Below are 16395 nucleotides of genomic sequence, written 5' to 3'. Positions count from 1 at the left end.
GGCGAGGGGCTGACCGTGCGACTGCGCATCGAACACGTCACGCAGTACGACTACAGCGTGGCGCTGAAATATGCGCACCAGTCGCTGTGCCTCACACCGCAGGGCAGCGCACACCAGACGGTGCACGACTGGGCGCTCAGCGCGCCCGGGCCCCTGTTCGCACAGCGTGACGGCTACGGCAACCTTGCCCACACCTGGACGCTGATGCGCCGCGCCTTCAGCGGACGCGTCGTCGCGCGCGGCGAGGTCGAGACCCATGCCTCGCCCTGGCTGCGCGGCGACGACGGCCCGCCGCCGCAGATGTACCTGCGGCCCACTCACCTGACGGCGCACGACGGCGCGCTCGCCACGCTGTCGCGCCACTACCTCGCCGACGGGCTGAACGAACGCACCCTGCTGGCCCTGGCCGACGAGGTGCTGCGCCGCGTGCCTTACGAGACCGGCATCACCTCGGTCGCCACCACCGCGCGCGAGGCCCTGGCCCACGGCGCCGGGGTGTGCCAGGACCACGCCCACGTGTTCATCGCCGCCTGCCGCAGCCAGGGCGTGCCGGCGCGCTACGTGAGCGGTTATTTCCATGCCCCGAATGCCCCGCACCTGGCCAGCCACGCCTGGGTGGACGTGTGCGCCGACCCGGCCGAAGGCCGCTGGGTCAGCGTGGACGTGACCCATGGTTGCCTGATGGACGAGCGCCACGTGCGCCTGGCCGTCGGCCCCGACTACGCCGCCTGTTCACCCATTCGCGGCGTGCGCGAGGGCGGGGGCGACGAGTCGATGCGGGTGCAGATTCACATCACCGAAACCTCGCGCGAAGAAGAATCGCTGCTGTCCCCGTTGGAGTCCTGATGTCCATTCACGTCGCGCTGAACCATGTGACCCACTATCGGTACGACCGACCGATCAACCTGGGACCACAGGTGATCCGCCTGCGGCCCGCGCCGCATTCGCGCACGCGCATCCTCAGCTACTCGATGCGCATCGAGCCGGCCACGCACTTCATCAACTGGCAGCAAGACCCGCAGAGCAACTACCTCGCGCGGGTGGTCTTTCCCGACAAGACCACCTCGCTGCGCATCGAGATCGACCTCGTCGCCGAGATGTCGGTGCTCAACCCCTTCGACTTCTTTCTCGAACCGGCGGCCGAGCACTTTCCCTTCGAGTACGACCCGTCGCTTGCGCACGAGCTGCAGCCCTACCGCGACAAGGCGCCGCTGACGCCGGCCTTCGAGACCTACCTCAAGAGCATCTCGCGCGAGAAGATGCAGACGACGAACTTCCTCGTCGCGCTGAACCAGCGGCTGCAAGGCGACATCGGCTACCTGATCCGCCTGGAGCCCGGCGTGCAGACGCCCGAAGAAACGCTGACCAACAAGTCGGGTTCGTGCCGTGACTCGGGTTGGCTGCTGGTGCAGTTGCTGCGCCACCTGGGCTTTGCGGCCCGCTTCGTGTCGGGCTATCTGATCCAGCTCAAGAGCGACGTGAAGTCGCTCGACGGCCCGAGCGGCACCGAGGTCGATTTCACCGACCTGCACGCGTGGTGCGAGGTGTATTTGCCCGGCGCCGGCTGGATCGGCCTCGACCCGACCTCGGGCCTGCTGGCGGGCGAAGGGCACATCCCGCTCGCGTGTTCGCCCGACCCGTCGTCGGCCGCGCCCATCACCGGCGCGCTCGACGAATGCGAGACCACCTTCGAGCACCACATGCAGGTCACGCGCATCTGGGAAGCCCCCCGTGTGACGCTGCCCTACAGCGACGCGCAGTGGGCCGAGATCGAAGCCCTGGGCCACGCCGTCGACGACGACCTGCGCAAGCACGACGTGCGCCTCACGCAAGGCGGCGAGCCCACCTTCGTGTCGGTGGACGACCGCGACGGCGCCGAGTGGAACACCGACGCACTGGGCCCCACCAAGCGCCAGCTCAGCGCCGAGCTGATGGACAAGCTGCGCGCCAAATACGGCGACGGCGGCCTGCAGCACTACGGCCAGGGCAAGTGGTACCCGGGCGAGCAACTGCCGCGCTGGTCGCTCAACCTCTTCTGGCGCAAAGACCGCGAACCCATCTGGACGCACCCCGAGCTGTTCGCCAGCGAGAAGCAGGACTACGGCGTCACCGAGCTGCACGCGCAGAAGTTCTTGCGTGGCGTGGCGGCGCGCCTGGGGCTCGATGCGAAGTACGTCTTCCCGGCTTACGAAGACGTCTGGTACTACCTCTGGCGTGAACGCAAGCTGCCCACCAACGTGGACCCGTTCGACGCCCGTCTCGACGACGCCCTCGAGCGCGAGCGCATCCGAAAGGTGTTCTCGCAAGGGCTCGACAAGGTCGTCGGCCACGTCCTGCCGGTGATGCGGCACCCGGCCGGCGCGCCGCGCTGGCAATCGGGGCCGTGGTTCTTGCGGGCCGAGCGCTGCTACCTGATCCCCGGCGACTCGGCGATGGGTTACCGCCTGCCGCTCGACTCGCAGCCCTGGGCCGCACCGGGCGACTACCCCTGGATTCATCAGCCCGACCAGAGCCAGCCCTTCGTGCCGCTGCCGCCCTACCAGCGCCTGCGCTATGCCCATGGGGCCACCGAAGCTGGCGCGCCGCTGGCTGCCGAGCCTGGTGGCGCGCACGACGCGGCCGCGGCCTGGGGCAGCTTCGGCGATCGCTCGCGCGCCGCGCAGGGCCTGGGCACGCCGCCCGCCAGCCGCTCGCCGCACCCCGAGCAGCTCGTTCAACCGGCGCCGCCGCCGGTGATGTTCCAGTCGGCCGGGGCCATCACCCGCACCGCGCTGTCGGCCGAGCCGCGCGGCGGCCGGCTTTACGTCTTCATGCCGCCCACCAGCGCGCTCGAGGACTACCTCGAACTCGTCGCTGCCATCGAAGACACGGCGCTCGAGATGCGGCTGCCGCTGGTCCTCGAAGGCTACGAGCCGCCCAAAGACCCGCGCCTCTCGACGCTGCGCGTCACGCCCGACCCCGGGGTCATCGAAGTCAACATCCACCCCGCCCACAGCTGGGAAGAGCTGGTCGATCAGACGACCCACCTGTACCAGGCCGCCCACGAAACGCGGCTCTCGACCGAGAAGTTCATGGTCGATGGCCGCCACACGGGCACCGGTGGCGGCAACCACTTCGTGCTTGGCGGTGCCACGGTGGCCGACTCGCCCTTCCTGCGCCGGCCCGACCTGCTGGCGAGCATGGTCGCCTACTGGCACAACCACCCGAGCCTGAGCTACCTGTTCTCGGGCCTGTTCATCGGGCCGACCAGCCAGGCGCCGCGTGTGGACGAAGCACGCAACGACTCGGTCTACGAGTTGGAGATCGCCTTCGCCGAGATCAAACGCAAGATGGCCGAAGGGCCGAACGCCTGCCCGCCGTGGCTGGTAGACCGCGTGCTGCGCAATTTGCTGATCGACGTGACAGGCAACACGCACCGCGCCGAGTTCTGCATCGACAAGCTGTACTCGCCCGATGGCCCCACCGGCCGGCTGGGCCTGCTGGAGATGCGCGCCTTCGAGATGCCACCGCATGCACGCATGAGCCTCACGCAGCAGTTGCTGATGCGTGCGCTGGTCGCCCGCTTCTGGCAGCAGCCGTACCAGCCGCCGCGGCTCAAGCGCTGGGGCACCGAGCTGCACGACCGCTTCATGCTGCCGCACTTCATCTGGCAAGACCTCTGCGACGTGATCGAAGAGACCAACGCCTGCGGCTATGCGATGAAGGCCGAGTGGTTTGCGCCGCACCTGGCGTTCCGCTTTCCGAAACTGGGTGACTTTGCCGCGCTCGGGGCCGAGGTCGAGTTGCGCCTGGCGCTCGAACCTTGGCACGTGATGGGCGAAGAGGGTGCGCCGGGGGGGACGGTGCGTTTTGTCGACTCGTCGGTCGAGCGTTTGCAGCTGAAGGCGACGGGGCTCGTGAGCGACCGGCATGTGCTGACTTGCAACGGGCGGGTGGTGCCGATGCAACCCACCGGCAAGGTGGGCGAGTTCGTCGGCGCGGTGCGCTACCGCGCGTGGGCGCCGCCGTCGGCCTTGCACCCGACCATCGGGGTGCATGCGCCGCTGACCTTCGACCTGGTGGACACGTGGATGAGCCGGTCGGTCGGTGGCTGCCAGTACCACGTGGCGCATCCGGGCGGGCGCAACTACGACACGGCGCCGGTGAACGCCTACGAGGCCGAGGCGCGGCGGCTGGCGCGCTTCTTCCGCGTGGGGCACACGCCGGGCGGGATGCGGGTGCCGGTGGAGGAGCGCAATCCGAACTTTCCGTTCACCTTGGATTTGCGGCGGGCGGTGGGGTGAGGGGGCGAACACCACCCTCCCTCCCGTTCGCCCTGTATCGAAGGGCCCGCCCGCACGGCGCCCATCTCCGCTCTAACTGAGCTTGTCGAAGGCCTCGCTCCGTTCGTGGCATGTGGGCTCCTTCTTCCCCATACGGAAGTCGGCGCCGGGACATGCGCCCGGCAGCGCACCCACTTTCTTTCAGAAAGAAAGTGGGCAAAGAAACGGCCCCGGGCCGGCGGTCCCGCTGCGCGGGACTGCTCTGCGATGCTCGGTCTTGAGGGCGGGTCGCCGACAACTCCCTCCGTTCCCTTCGGTCACTGCGAGTCGAACAGTCGGCGAAGTCAGAGGTGGAAGCGCGCTCACGCGCGCCGCCCTCAAGCCCTGCGCTTCTCGACGCCTCTACGGGGCTCAAGAGCAAAGCTCGGTCAGGCGCTTCGCGCTTTGTTGAACGCGGATGGGGCTTTGCCCCTTGCCCCCAAGTTGGGCTCACGCTTTGAACTTCGCTGCGCTCGTTCGATGGGGGCACCCGTGAAAATCGAGGGCCCTTCACTCTGCGCGCCCGCGTCCCTGGCCATGGGCATCGAAATCGAACGCAAATTCCTCGTGCTTGACGCGCGCTGGCGGCAGGCGGCTCAACCGCCGCAAGGGCAGCGCCTGAGCCAGGGTTACCTCAACCGCGACAAGCACCGCACGGTGCGCGTGCGCATCGCGGGCGAGCGGGCGTTTCTCACCATCAAGGGCCTCTCGACCGGGGCGACGCGTGCCGAGTTCGAGTACGAGATTCCGCTGGCCGATGCCGCGCCGCTGCTGGCGCTGTGCGAGGGGCCGGTGGTCGAGAAGACGCGCTTCCTGGTGACGCACGAAGGCCACCGCTGGGAGGTGGACGAGTTTCTCGGCGACAACGCCGGGCTCGTGGTGGCCGAGATCGAACTCGGCGACGAGGCCGAGCGCTTCACGCCGCCGCCGTGGCTGGGGGCCGAAGTCACGCACGACGCGCGCTACTTCAATTCGAGCCTGGCCGAGCGGCCGTACCGCGACTGGGCGGCGGCCGCGCCGCGCTGAGCCCGCTCGGCGTGTGCCGACCGTCGATGGCGGCCGCGCGGGGCGGGGCAGGGGGGCGTCGAGGGGCGAGATTCCGCCCCGCCGCCCGGGCCATGGGCCGATCTGCGGGCGAAATACCCCCGCTTTCCCCCCGTTCCTCACCGCTTTGGTGAGCGGCCACTCCGGGAATACTGCCCAGGCACTCCCCGGAGCCCCCATGTCGCTCGACAAATGCCAGATGTTCGAACTGCCGAAGATCCATGATCCTCGCGGCAACCTGACCTTCGTCGAAGGCCATGTCCACGTTCCGTTCGACATCGCACGCGTCTATTACCTGTACGACGTGCCCGGCGGCTCGGACCGGGGCGGCCATGCGCACAAGGAGCTTCACCAGTTCATCATCGCCATGTCGGGCAGCTTCGACGTGGTGCTCGACGATGGCAAGGACAAGAAGCGCGTGCACCTCTCGCGTTCGTACAACGGCCTGTACATCTGCCCGATGATCTGGCGCGAGTTGGACAACTTCTCTTCCGGCTCGGTGTGCATGGTGCTCGCGTCGCACCGCTACGACGAAGCCGATTACTACCGCGACTACGCCGACTTCATGCACGCCCGCTGGTGCAAGAGCGCCTGACCGCCCATCCCCCGCCGCCATGATCGACTTTCTGAATCTGAAGCGGGTCAATGCCCCGCACGAGCAGGCCATCCGCGAGGCCATCCAGCGCGTCATCGACTCCGGTTGGTACGTGCTCGGCCAAGAGACCGAGGCCTTCGAGCAAGAGTTCGCCGCCTTCTGCGAGGTCGAGCACTGCATCGGCGTGGCCAACGGGCTCGACGCGCTGCACCTTATCCTGCGTGGCTATGGCATCGGCCCGGGTGACGAGGTCATCGTGCCGTCGAACACCTTCATCGCCACCTGGCTGGCGGTCAGCCAGGCCGGGGCCACGCCCGTGCCGGTGGACCCGGACGAGCTGACCCACAACATCGACCCCGCGCGCATCGCTGCGGCCATCACGCCGCGCACCCGGGCCATCATGCCGGTGCACCTGTACGGCCAGCCGGCCGACATGGACCCGATCCTTGCGCTGGCGCGCCAGCACGGCCTGAAGGTCATCGAAGACGCCGCGCAGGCGCATGGCGCGCGCTACAAGGGCAAGCGCGCCGGGTCGCTGGGCGACGCGGCCGGCTTCAGCTTCTACCCGGGCAAGAACCTGGGCTGCCTGGGCGATGGCGGCGCCATCGTCACCCGCGACCCCGAACTCGCCGCCACGCTGCGCAAGCTGCGCAACTACGGCAGCAGCGTGAAGTACCGCCACGACGTGGCCGGCACGAACTCGCGGCTCGACGAGATGCAGGCCGCCGTGCTGCGCGCCAAGCTGCCGCACCTCGACCAAGAAAACGCCCACCGCCGCATGCTGGCCGACGAATACCTCGCCGCGCTCAAGAGCGCGCAGGTGGTCTCGCCCGTGGTGCTGCCGGGGGTCGAGTCGGCCTGGCACCTCTTCGTCGTGCGCAGCACGCGCCGTGAAGAGCTGCAGGCCCACCTCGGCAAGCGCGCGATCGGCAGCATGGTTCACTACCCCATCGCCTGCCACCGCCAGAAGGCCTATGCGAACCAGTCGTGGCCTGCCTTGCCGGTGGCCGAACGCCTGCAGTCCGAGGTGCTGAGCCTGCCGATGTCGCCTTGCATGACGCGCATGGAAGTGCGCACCGTCGCCGGCGCCGTCATCGAAGCCTTCGATGCCGTCCGGGCGGCTTGAACCTCTTCTTCCTGACACCCTGAACGGGGCCGCCGCATGACCAGAAGTCTCGACCTGAGTTGCGGCGGCGCGCTGCACAACCCGTTCAATGCCGACGAGGTGGTGGGCATTTCGCTGCATGCCGCCGGCCGGCCCAATGTCATTGAGGCCGACCTCGTGGTCGAGCCGATCCCCTTCGCCGACGCGTCGTTCGACAGCGTCACGGCGTACAGCTTCCTGCAGTTCGTGCCGCAGCTCGTCTACGCGCCCGAGCGCCGCAACGCGTTCATCGAGCTGATGAACGAGGTGGCGCGCGTGCTGAAGCCGGGTGGCACCTTCCTGTCGGCCACGCCGCTGTACCCGCACGCGCTCGCCATGCGCGACCCGTTGCAGGTCAACGTGATCACCGAAGAGACCTTTCCGCTGTACTTCGCGGCGCCCAACCACTGGGCCTCGATCTATGGCTTCGCGGGGCAGTTCGCGCTGGGCCGCCAAGAGCTGCGCGGCGAGCAACTGCTGGTGATGCTGCAGAAGCTGCCGGTCGTGGCCGCGCCGGTCGGTGCGCCCAAGATCAGCGTGTTCATTCCGGTCTACAACGGCGGGGCCTACCTGCCGCGCACGCTCGACGCGGTGCTCGCGCAGAGCTTTCAAGACTTCGAGCTGATCTGCATCGACGATGGTTCGAGCGACGGCAGCCACGCCGTGCTGCAGCAGTACGCCGCACGCGACGCCCGCGTGCGCGTCTTCAAGACCCCGCAGAACCTGGGCGCCGTGCCCCGCGTGCTGAACTGGGCGATGGAGCACATGCGCGGCGACTACTTCGTCTACTCGTCGCAAGACGACCTCTTCTCGACCGACTGGCTGGCCAAGATGCACGCCCGCGCCGTCGAGACCGGGGCCGACGCGGTGGTGCCCGACCTGATCTTCTTTCACGAGCATGAGCCCGCGAAAAACCGCGCCATCGTCGGCGTGCATGGCGACCGCCGCCCGGTCATCACCGGGCGTGAGGCGGCGCAGCTGTCGCTCGACTGGTCCATCCCCGGCAATGCGCTGTGGCGCGCCGAGCTGATCCGCCGGGTGAAGTTTCACGACTTCGCGGTGAACGCCGACGAATACACCGGCCGCGTGCTGTACCTCAACTGCGCGCAGGTGGCGTTCAGCGAAGGCCAGTTCTTGTACCGGCAAGACAACGCCGCGGCGATCACCAAGACCGTCACCTACAAGACCTTCGACCTGCCGTACACCTTCTACCGGCTGTACGAGCTGCTGAAAGAGCACGGCTTCGCGCGCGAGGTCTACGAGGCCGAAGCGTTGAAGGGCCTGCGCATGCTCGCCGGCCTGAAGCCCTTTCTCGACTCGAAGCGGGGCGAGTGGCCGGCCGAGCACATCGAGCAGGCTGAACAGCGCATGGCGCGCGCCCGCGGGTGCCTCGCCACGACCGGGCTGATGCCCGAGGTGCTGGCCGCGGCCGCCTGAACCCATCACCCAGAAAACCACACACGCAAGGAGACGCGCATGGCCACCAAGACCCTCGACCTCGGCTGCGGCAGCCGCCCCAAGAACCCCTTCAATGCCGACGAGCTGTACGGCGTGGACGTGCGCGACGATGTCGAAGGCTTCGTGCGCGGGGCCGACCTGGTGGTCGAGCCGATCCCGTTCGAAGACGAGGGCTTCGACTTCGTCACCGCGTTCGACTTCATCGAGCACATCCCGCGACTCGTCTACGCACCCAAGCGTCGCAACGCCTTCATCGAGCTGATGAACGAGGTGTACAGGGTGCTGAAGCCGGGTGGCCTGTTCCTGTCGTCGACGCCGGCCTACCCGCACGCCGTGACCTTCCGCGACCCCACGCACGTCAACTTCATCACCGACGAGACCTTCCCGCTGTACTTCGACGACACCAACCGCTGGGCGTCGATCTACGGCTTCAAGGGCGCCTTCCAGATGCAGGTGCACGAGTGGCGCGGCCCGCACATCTTCGCGGTGATGCGCAAGGTGGCGGTGCCGGTGGCGCCTGTTGCCCCTGCGGCCTAACGCGTCTGCGTCGTCAGTGAACGCACGGCTTCGCGGCCGCTGCGCGTGAGGAAGGGCATCACCTTTTCGTAGGGCAAGACCACCTCGGCGTCGCGGGCCCGGCCTGCGTGGCCGTGGGTCAACCAGAGCGCCATGCCGCGCCGTGAGGGGTAGGGGTGGGCGAAGCGGCCCCCTTCGCAAGCCTCGTGGGCCTTCTGCGCCGCTTCGGCCTTGTGAAGCAGCGCCATCAGGCGCGGGGCGTCGCTTTTGATGCCCGACGCGTCCGCCTTCTGCCTGAACCAGCGGCGAACATCCGTGCGCTGGCCGGTCGCCGCTTGCGGTGAGCCTTCGGTCAGCTCGAAGCCGGTCGAACCGCCCTGCAGGACCTCCACGTACGGCCGGCCTTCGAACGACGCGGACTTGCTCTGCCTGCGGTCAGCGTGCCCACGGTGCCGCGCCACGCGCCCGCGTACGGCGGTGCAGGCTCGGTGGCGCAGGCGGCCGAAACACCGGCCAAGCAAGTCGAGAGCAGCGCGGCGATTCGAGGCGTTGGGGTTCGGATCATCGGGTTGTCTTCAAGCGACGCTGGTCAGCGTGGCAGAGCGCGCAAATGGTGACAAGCGGCTTCTAATTGATTGAACGATGGCGGCACATTCGTGGGAGATTTTTCCCAAATGATCCGACCTAGCGCGCCCCATAGTCCGCGAGCCTGCGGGATTTGTCACGGCTGACGCCTTCAAGCCCCCCGCATTTCGAGGGGCGGGCGAGGGCTCACCCGAAGGCGCGGCGCTGGCATCGGCGGCGCGCCTTTTCTGTTGCGCACGTTCAATCGGTTACGCATGGCGACGAAGCCTGCAACACCCCGCTCGAATAATCGCGCCACGTTCAAGCCCACCCGGAACGGCCAGGTCCCTCTTGCCTGAAGCCCGTTCACCCCGAGGACCGGGATCGACGTCGATCAAGGACTGTGCCGATGCGCCGCCCCGGCCGCGAGCACGAGCGAGGGATTCATGTTGAGCGGTACCTCCGACTTCCGTCAGCGTTCTGCTGCACCCGTGCACGGGTCGGCCGGAGTGCGCGCATCGGGCGGTTGGTACACCCGCGAAGAAGCCATCATGGGCACGGCCATCAAGGTCGAGCTGTGGTGCGACGGCGCCGCCGCAGCCCAGGCGGCCATGGCGGCGGTGATCGCCGAGATGCACCGCATCGACCGCGCGATGAGCCCGCACAAGGCTGACTCCGAGCTTTCGCGCATCAACCGCGAGGCCGCGCAGCACGCGGTGCCGCTGAGCGAAGAGATGACGCGCCTGCTGCAGCGCGCGCTGCACTTCTCTGAGCTGTCGGCGGGGGCCTTCGACATCACCTACGCCAGCGCCGGCCACCTCTACGACTACCGTGCCGGCACGGGCCCCAGCGACGAGGCCCTTGCCCAGGCGCGTGCGGCCATCGGCTGGCGCCACCTGCAGCTCGACGCCAGCGCCGGCACCTTGCGCTTCGCCCGCGAAGGCGTGCGCATCGACCTGGGCGGTTTTGCCAAGGGCCATGCGGTGGACAACGCCGCGGCCATCCTCGCGGCGCGCGGCATTCGCCACGCGGTCGTCACGGCCGGCGGCGACAGCCGCGTGCTCGGCGACCGCCGCGGGCGGCCCTGGATGATCGGTGTGCGCGACCCGCGCCGCGAAGGCGAGATGGTCGCCGTGCTGCCGCTGGCCGACGTGGCGATCTCGACCTCGGGCGACTACGAGCGATTCTTCGAGCGCGACGGCGTGCGCTGCCACCACCTGATCGACCCGAAGACGGGCAAGTCGCCGCTGCATGTGCGCGGCGTCACCGTGCTGGCCGACGACGGCCTCACCAGCGAAGCCCTGTCGAAATGCGTTTTCGTGATGGGGGTGCGCGACGGGCTGCGGCTCGTCGAATCGCAGCCCGGGGCCGACGCGGTCGTCATCGACGACCAGGGCCGCTTGCACTTTTCAGCCGGCTTGTTGCCCGGCGGCGACGGCCAGCCCGCGCACTGAAACCAACACAGACCAGAACACTAGAAAGACCCGACCACCTCGCTCGATGGTTCACAAGTTATGCAGGAGGAAAAAATGAACAACCCGATTCTCAGAACTGCCCTGGCACTGGCCTTGGGCTTCGTGCTTGTCGCCTGCGGTGACGGCGGTGGCGACTCCACCACCACCAGCGCCGACGAGTCCGTCACGATCAACGGCGACGTCGCCGTGGCCTACGCCAAGCGCTCGGTCGAGCTCGATATGAACCCCACCGATGGCACGCCCACGGCGGCCGGAGGCGACCTGATGGTGCGCGAGCGCTCCTCGGCCAGCGCCACCGAACACAACGTGACGGCGCACATCACGCGCGGCACGGGCGACGTGTCCGACCCCGAGGCCTCGTACGACGGTCGCAAGATCGTGTTCGCGCTGCGCTGCCCCACGGCCAACAACGCCGCCATCGGCCAGGCGCTGTGCACGGGCCGCTGGAACATCTGGGAATACGACATGACCGGGCGCAGCCCCAGCACGGGCACGTTGCGTCGCGTGACCAGCTCGACGACCGACGACGACGTCGACCCGTACTACCTGCCCGACGGCCGCGGCTTCGTGTTCGCCTCGAACCGCCAGACGGTTTCGCGCCTGAACAACCCCTTCGGCCGCGACTACAAGGGCCTTGACGAGTACGAGCGCGAGGCCGTGCTCAACCTGCACACGATGAACGCCAACGGCGGCGACATCGAGCAGATCACCTTCAACCAGAGCCACGACCGCAACCCTGTCGTGCGCCCCGACGGCACCATCATGTTCTCGCGCTGGGAGCACGTGGCCGACCGCAACCGCTTCGCCGTCTTCACCGCCAAGCCCGACGGCGCGAACATGTTCGTGTTCTATGGCGCGCAGAGCGGCGGCAACAGCTTCCTGCACCCGCGCGACATGGACCCGCGTGGCGCCTACAACGGCAAGCTCGTCTCGTCGCTGATGCCCCTGTCGGGCACGCAAGAGGGCGGCGCGCTGATGATCATCGACGCGGCCAACTACTCCGAGCAAAACACCCCGGCCAACCGCAGCGTGCCCACCCAGGGCGGGCAAACCCAGGCCGTGGCCGACCCGGCCAAGCAACTCGAAGACGGACGCGGCTTCTCGCCGTTCGGCCGGGCGACGACGCCGTACCCGCTGTGGGACGGCACCAACCGCGTGCTGGTGGCCTGGCGCCCCTGTGAAGTCACGCGCAATGGCGAGGTCGTGCCCTGCTCTGGGCTGACGACGGCCGAGCGCGCCCAGCTCGAAGCGGCTGGCGACATGACGCGTGAGGCGCGTCGCGCACAAGCCGTGCAAGACAACGCACCTGCCCGCTACGGCATCTACATGTTCGACCCGGGCGCCCAGACCTGGCTGCCGGTGGCCCTGCCGCCGACCGGCTACATGTACACCGACCCCATCGCGCTGCAAGCACGCCCCGAACCGCAGGTCACCGAGCCCAGCCCGCGCGACTCGGCGCTGGCCGCCATGACCCCGCCGATGGGCCTGATCGAAGTGCGCAGCGTGTACGACACCGACGGCCTGAACCGCATGGCCGCTCAAATGCTTGCCGCGACCGACCTCGAAGCCGGTTGCAGCACCGCGATCGCACAGACCACGCCGCCCGCGCTGGCTGAAGAAACGCGCAGCTCGGTGCCCGACATCCGCCGCCTCAAAGACCCGACCAACCCCGCCTACCGCTGCGGCCCGGCCTGGTTCGTGCGCGCGGTGCGTGGCATTTCGCCGCCGGCCGGCATGACCGGCATGCGCTCGGCCATCGGTGAGACCGAGTTCGAGCAGCAGCAGATCCTCGGCTACGCGCCGATCGAGCCGGACGGTTCGTTCAAGCTGCGCGTGCCGGCCGACGTGCCGATCGGCTTCCAGGTGATCGACGCCGAGGGCCGTGCCTACCAGACCCACACCAACTGGATTCAAGTGCGCCCGGGCGAGCGCCGCACCTGCGACGGCTGCCACAGCCCGCGCCGCGGCGCCGCGCTGAATTCGGGTGACGTGGCCAACACGCTCTCGACCGGCATTCGCAGCGAACTGCGCAGCCAGCACCTGTCGGGCGAAACCCTGGCCGCGCTGCGCACCCGGCTGAACCCCACCCAGCTGCAGACCAGCACCGACATGCGCTACACCGACGTGTGGGCCGACACCACGCAGACCGGTGTGACCGCGCGCCGCAGCATCGAGATCCGGTACACCGGCAACGCCGATCCGGCGGACGACCTGCCGGCCGGCGTGCCGGCACCGGTCAACGGCATCGTCAACTACCCGACGAACATCCAGCCGATCTGGAACCGCGACCGCGGCGCCAACACCTGTACCACCTGCCACAACGACGCACAACGCCTCGACCTGCGCGGCAGCGTCGGCGGCTCGGGTCGCATGACCTCGTACGACGAACTGATGCTCGGTGACCCGCTGCTCGACACCAACGGCCAGCCGGTGATCCGCCTGCGCGATGGCGTGCCGATGGTCGAGCGGGGCATTCCGCTGGTGGACAACAGCTCCGGCGCGATGAACACCGCCGGCATCGCCCGCAAGAGCCGCCTGACCGAGATCCTCTTTGGGCAGACGCTGCTGGCCGGCAACGCCGCGCGCACCGCGCATCCCAACCCCCCCGGCACGGCACCTGACCACTCGACCATGCTCAACCGCGCCGAGAAGCGCCTGCTGGTGGAGTGGATGGACTTGGGCGGGCAGTACTACAACAACCCGTTCGACTCGACCGGGGTGCGCATGCTGCCCGCGCTGAGCGAGACCACGTTCCGCACCCAGGTCATGCCGGTGCTGGCCACCAACTGCATGGACGGCTGCCACCAGGCCGGCCGCGTCGCCCCGACGCCGGGCGCAGGCACCAGCTTCCGAGGCAACCGCTATGTGCTGACCGGCAGCCCGGAAGGCGACTACGGTGCCACGCTGTCGATGATCACCGACGTGTGCAACCTCAGCAGCAACTACCTCATCTCGCGTGCCGGCACCGCGCCGCACCCGGCGGGCGCCACGGGTCAGACGACCCCGCCGCTCACCGGGGCGGGCTACACCGCCATCGCGAACTGGATCAGCAGCGCCTGCAACCCATGACGAAGACCACCGCGAGCCGAGCCGCCACGCCTTCCGCTTTCCTCTCGACGACCCTGCGTTCCTTCCGGCTCGCCGCGGTGGCGGTGGTCTGCTCCCTCGCCGGCCTGTCAGGCTGCGGCGGGGGCGGCAACCCACTCGACAACGCCGACACCATCGACAACCCCAGCAGCACCGGGGGGCGTCGGCTGTCGTTCCTCTACTTCCAGTACTGCGTCAACCCGATCTTCGACCTGCTGCTGCCCGTGCGCGACCCGGTCACGCACCAGGTCACCTCCAACAACACCTGCAGCAGTTCGGGTTGCCACGCGGCCGGCGTGAGCACCGGCGGCGCACTGACGCTCGAAGCCGGGGCCACACCTCAGGCCTACCCCGCGGGGACCGCGCCGCTGCCGCAGGCCGACATCGACGCACTGCGCGCCGGTCGGTCCATCTACCGCAATTTCGTGTCGGCCCAGGCGGTGGTGGTCATTGGCTCGCCGGCGCAAAGCCTGCTGCTGAACAAGCCGCGGGTCAACAACGTGCTGCACGGCGGGGGCGTCATCTTCGAGACCGACAGCGACCCCCATGTGCGGACGATCCGCTTCTGGCTGCAGCGCCCCATGCCCGAAGGGCAGGACGAATTCAGCCGCAGCCTCGAGAGCTCGATGTTCGCGGGCGGCGTCGCGAGCCCCACGACTTGCCTGACCAACTGAGAAGCCGCCCGTGTCCATGACCTGTTCTCGTTCCAGCGCGGCCCCCACGCGCGTCGATCGCCGGCGCACTGTCTCGCTTCTGTTCATGTCGGTGGTGCTGGTGCTGGCCTGGGCTGCGCTCGTGCTGCCGCAGGTCGCCCATGCCGCGCCGCGCGTCGAGCGGCTGCAGGTCACCGACCCCTACGTCGAGATCCACACCGGCCCGGGCCGAGGTTTTCCGGTGTTCCATGTGGCCGAGCGTGCCGAATGGATCGAAGTCGTCATGCGCCACACCGACTGGTTCAAGCTGCGCACCGCCGACGGGCGCGAGGGCTGGGCCCACCGGGCGCAGCTCGAACGCACCCTCACCGAGGGCGGCGTGCAGAAGACCTTCCGCGACGTGCTGCTCGACGACTACCTCAAGCGCCGCCTCGAAATGGGCACTGCCTTCGGCCGCTTCAAGGGCGAGCCCATGCTCAAGGTCTGGACGGGCTACCGCTTCAGCGATGCACTCAGTGCCGAATTCACCATCGGCCAGGTGCAAGGCACCTTCTCGGGCTCTGACCTGTGGCACGCCAACCTGATGGCCGAGCCCTGGTCCGACAAGCGTCTCTCGCCCTTCTTCGCCGTGGGCTTCGGCCGCTTCAAGAACGTGCCCAACGCCAGCCTGGTGAGTGCCATCACCGTCAACACGACGCTGGCCGATGCCTCGGTGGGGCTGCGCTACCACCTCAGCGAGCGCTTCGTCGCGCGGGTCGACTACACCACCTACACCACCTTCGTTTCCGACACCAGCTCGCGCGAGTTCCACTCGGTGTCGCTGGGCGTGTCGTTCTTCTTCTGACCTGCTTCTTCACGGCCCCTTCACCATGCCACTTCGCCACACCGCCGCTGCGCTCGTCCTCGGTCTTGCCTTGGGTGGCGCATTCGCCCAGGGCGGGGCCACGCCCACGGCCCCCGAGGCGCCCAACAACAGCGGCTCGGTCGCGCAGCAGCCCATCGTGCCCCAGGTCGATCGGCGCGACATCAAGCCCGTGCGCATTCCCTCGAACGACTTCTCGATCGGCCTCTTCGCGGGCAGCTACGCGACGCAGAACTTCGGCACCAGCGCCGTCAGCGGCGTGCGGGCGGGCTACCACATCACCGAAGACTTCTTCATCGAAGGCACCTACGGCCAGACCACGGTCGATGACGAGCCCTTCCCGGGGCTGCTGCCGCCGGGCGGGCTGTTTCCGGGTGACCAGAACAAGCTCACCTACTACAACATCTCGCTGGGCGTGAACGTGCTGCCCGGTGAGAGCTTCATCGGCCGCAAGTACGCCAAGGCGTCGGCGCTGTACTTGGTGATGGGCACCGGAAGCACCAAGTTCGCCGACCAGAAGAAGCAGACCCTCAACTTCGGCTTCGGCTACCGCGTGATGCTCGCCCGGTGGGTGTCGGCCCAGGTCGACGTGCGCGACCACATCTTTTCGCTCGACCTGCTCGGGCGCAACCAGCGCACGCAGAACATCGAGATGAGCGCCGGCCTCAGCTTCTTCTTCTGACCGCACGGAGACCG

13 protein-coding genes are annotated in these 16395 nt (G+C 68.4%); 12 read left to right on the top strand and 1 reads right to left on the bottom strand.

Going from position 1 to position 16395, the window contains the following annotated elements; genetic code table 11:
- Nucleotides 1-15 precede the first annotated feature (15 nt).
- The 7 genes from AC1KAT_RS08145 (at nt 16) to AC1KAT_RS08115 (ending at nt 9079) form a co-directional block, all read left to right on the top strand.
- Nucleotides 16-846 carry a transglutaminase family protein gene (locus AC1KAT_RS08145; RefSeq protein WP_480324636.1) on the top strand — a complete coding sequence of 277 codons (831 nt, stop codon included), beginning with the start codon at nt 16-18 and terminating at the stop codon, nt 844-846.
- On the top strand, nt 846-4283 hold the full coding sequence (locus AC1KAT_RS08140; protein WP_480324634.1) for a transglutaminase family protein: 3438 nt from the start codon (nt 846-848) through the stop codon (nt 4281-4283). Before AC1KAT_RS08145 ends, AC1KAT_RS08140 begins: the two co-directional genes overlap by 1 nt.
- A 555-nt stretch (nt 4284-4838) precedes the next feature.
- The gene (locus AC1KAT_RS08135) at nt 4839-5327 is read left to right on the top strand and encodes a CYTH domain-containing protein (RefSeq protein WP_480324632.1); all 489 of its coding nucleotides are present in this window, start codon (nt 4839-4841) and stop codon (nt 5325-5327) included.
- Nucleotides 5328-5523: 196 nt separating this feature from the next.
- Nucleotides 5524-5940, top strand: a complete 417-nt coding sequence (locus tag AC1KAT_RS08130; protein ID WP_480324630.1) for a sugar 3,4-ketoisomerase — start codon at nt 5524-5526, stop codon at nt 5938-5940.
- 19 nt (nt 5941-5959) lie between these two features.
- The gene (locus tag AC1KAT_RS08125; protein ID WP_480324628.1) at nt 5960-7066 is read left to right on the top strand and encodes a DegT/DnrJ/EryC1/StrS family aminotransferase; all 1107 of its coding nucleotides are present in this window, start codon (nt 5960-5962) and stop codon (nt 7064-7066) included.
- Between the two features lie 36 nt (nt 7067-7102).
- The gene (locus tag AC1KAT_RS08120; protein WP_480324626.1) at nt 7103-8521 is read left to right on the top strand and encodes a glycosyltransferase; all 1419 of its coding nucleotides are present in this window, start codon (nt 7103-7105) and stop codon (nt 8519-8521) included.
- A 39-nt stretch (nt 8522-8560) separates the two neighbouring features.
- A complete protein-coding gene (locus AC1KAT_RS08115) occupies nt 8561-9079 on the top strand; it encodes a methyltransferase domain-containing protein (RefSeq protein WP_480324624.1) in 519 nt (172 codons plus the stop codon).
- Here the strand turns inward: AC1KAT_RS08115 and AC1KAT_RS08110 are convergent.
- Nucleotides 9076-9450, bottom strand: coding sequence for a hypothetical protein (locus AC1KAT_RS08110; protein ID WP_480324622.1), 375 nt, complete (start codon nt 9448-9450; stop codon nt 9076-9078). The genes AC1KAT_RS08115 and AC1KAT_RS08110 overlap by 4 nt on opposite strands.
- 618 nt (nt 9451-10068) lie before the next feature.
- Between AC1KAT_RS08110 and AC1KAT_RS08105 the strand changes: the two genes are divergently transcribed.
- The 5 genes from AC1KAT_RS08105 to AC1KAT_RS08085 all read left to right on the top strand — a co-directional run bounded on the left by AC1KAT_RS08105 (nt 10069) and on the right by AC1KAT_RS08085 (nt 16381).
- Nucleotides 10069-11076, top strand: coding sequence for an FAD:protein FMN transferase (locus tag AC1KAT_RS08105; protein ID WP_480324620.1), 1008 nt, complete (start codon nt 10069-10071; stop codon nt 11074-11076).
- A 75-nt stretch (nt 11077-11151) separates the two neighbouring features.
- Nucleotides 11152-14166, top strand: coding sequence for an HzsA-related protein (locus tag AC1KAT_RS08100; RefSeq protein ID WP_480324618.1), 3015 nt, complete (start codon nt 11152-11154; stop codon nt 14164-14166).
- A complete protein-coding gene (locus AC1KAT_RS08095; protein WP_480324616.1) occupies nt 14163-14858 on the top strand; it encodes a hypothetical protein in 696 nt (231 codons plus the stop codon). The genes AC1KAT_RS08100 and AC1KAT_RS08095 overlap by 4 nt, the downstream gene beginning before the upstream one ends.
- Nucleotides 14859-14874: 16 nt before the next feature.
- Complete coding sequence (locus AC1KAT_RS08090) at nt 14875-15681, top strand: SH3 domain-containing protein (protein WP_480324614.1); 807 nt, start codon at nt 14875-14877, stop codon at nt 15679-15681.
- A 25-nt stretch (nt 15682-15706) separates the two neighbouring features.
- Nucleotides 15707-16381: an outer membrane beta-barrel domain-containing protein gene (locus tag AC1KAT_RS08085; protein WP_480324612.1), complete on the top strand. Its 675-nt coding sequence runs from the start codon at nt 15707-15709 to the stop codon at nt 16379-16381.
- The last annotated feature ends 14 nt before the right edge of the window (nt 16382-16395 follow it).

The sequence above is a fragment of the Piscinibacter sp. PDB5-1 genome, assembly GCF_056676035.1.
The sequence above is the reverse complement of the archived record's forward strand: the minus strand, read 5'-3'. Positions and strand labels throughout refer to the sequence as shown.

Excerpts from the sequence above, each read along its gene's own strand:
- AC1KAT_RS08140 (WP_480324634.1), top strand. The coding sequence starts at position 846 with ATGTCCATTCACGTCGCGCTGAACCATGTGACCCACTATCGGTACGAC.
- AC1KAT_RS08135 (WP_480324632.1), top strand. The coding sequence starts at position 4,839 with ATGGGCATCGAAATCGAACGCAAATTCCTCGTGCTTGACGCGCGCTGG.
- AC1KAT_RS08130 (WP_480324630.1), top strand. The coding sequence starts at position 5,524 with ATGTCGCTCGACAAATGCCAGATGTTCGAACTGCCGAAGATCCATGAT.
- AC1KAT_RS08125 (WP_480324628.1), top strand. The coding sequence starts at position 5,960 with ATGATCGACTTTCTGAATCTGAAGCGGGTCAATGCCCCGCACGAGCAG.
- AC1KAT_RS08120 (WP_480324626.1), top strand. The coding sequence starts at position 7,103 with ATGACCAGAAGTCTCGACCTGAGTTGCGGCGGCGCGCTGCACAACCCG.
- AC1KAT_RS08115 (WP_480324624.1), top strand. The coding sequence starts at position 8,561 with ATGGCCACCAAGACCCTCGACCTCGGCTGCGGCAGCCGCCCCAAGAAC.
- AC1KAT_RS08105 (WP_480324620.1), top strand. The coding sequence starts at position 10,069 with ATGTTGAGCGGTACCTCCGACTTCCGTCAGCGTTCTGCTGCACCCGTG.
- AC1KAT_RS08100 (WP_480324618.1), top strand. The coding sequence starts at position 11,152 with ATGAACAACCCGATTCTCAGAACTGCCCTGGCACTGGCCTTGGGCTTC.
- AC1KAT_RS08095 (WP_480324616.1), top strand. The coding sequence starts at position 14,163 with ATGACGAAGACCACCGCGAGCCGAGCCGCCACGCCTTCCGCTTTCCTC.
- AC1KAT_RS08090 (WP_480324614.1), top strand. The coding sequence starts at position 14,875 with ATGACCTGTTCTCGTTCCAGCGCGGCCCCCACGCGCGTCGATCGCCGG.
- AC1KAT_RS08085 (WP_480324612.1), top strand. The coding sequence starts at position 15,707 with ATGCCACTTCGCCACACCGCCGCTGCGCTCGTCCTCGGTCTTGCCTTG.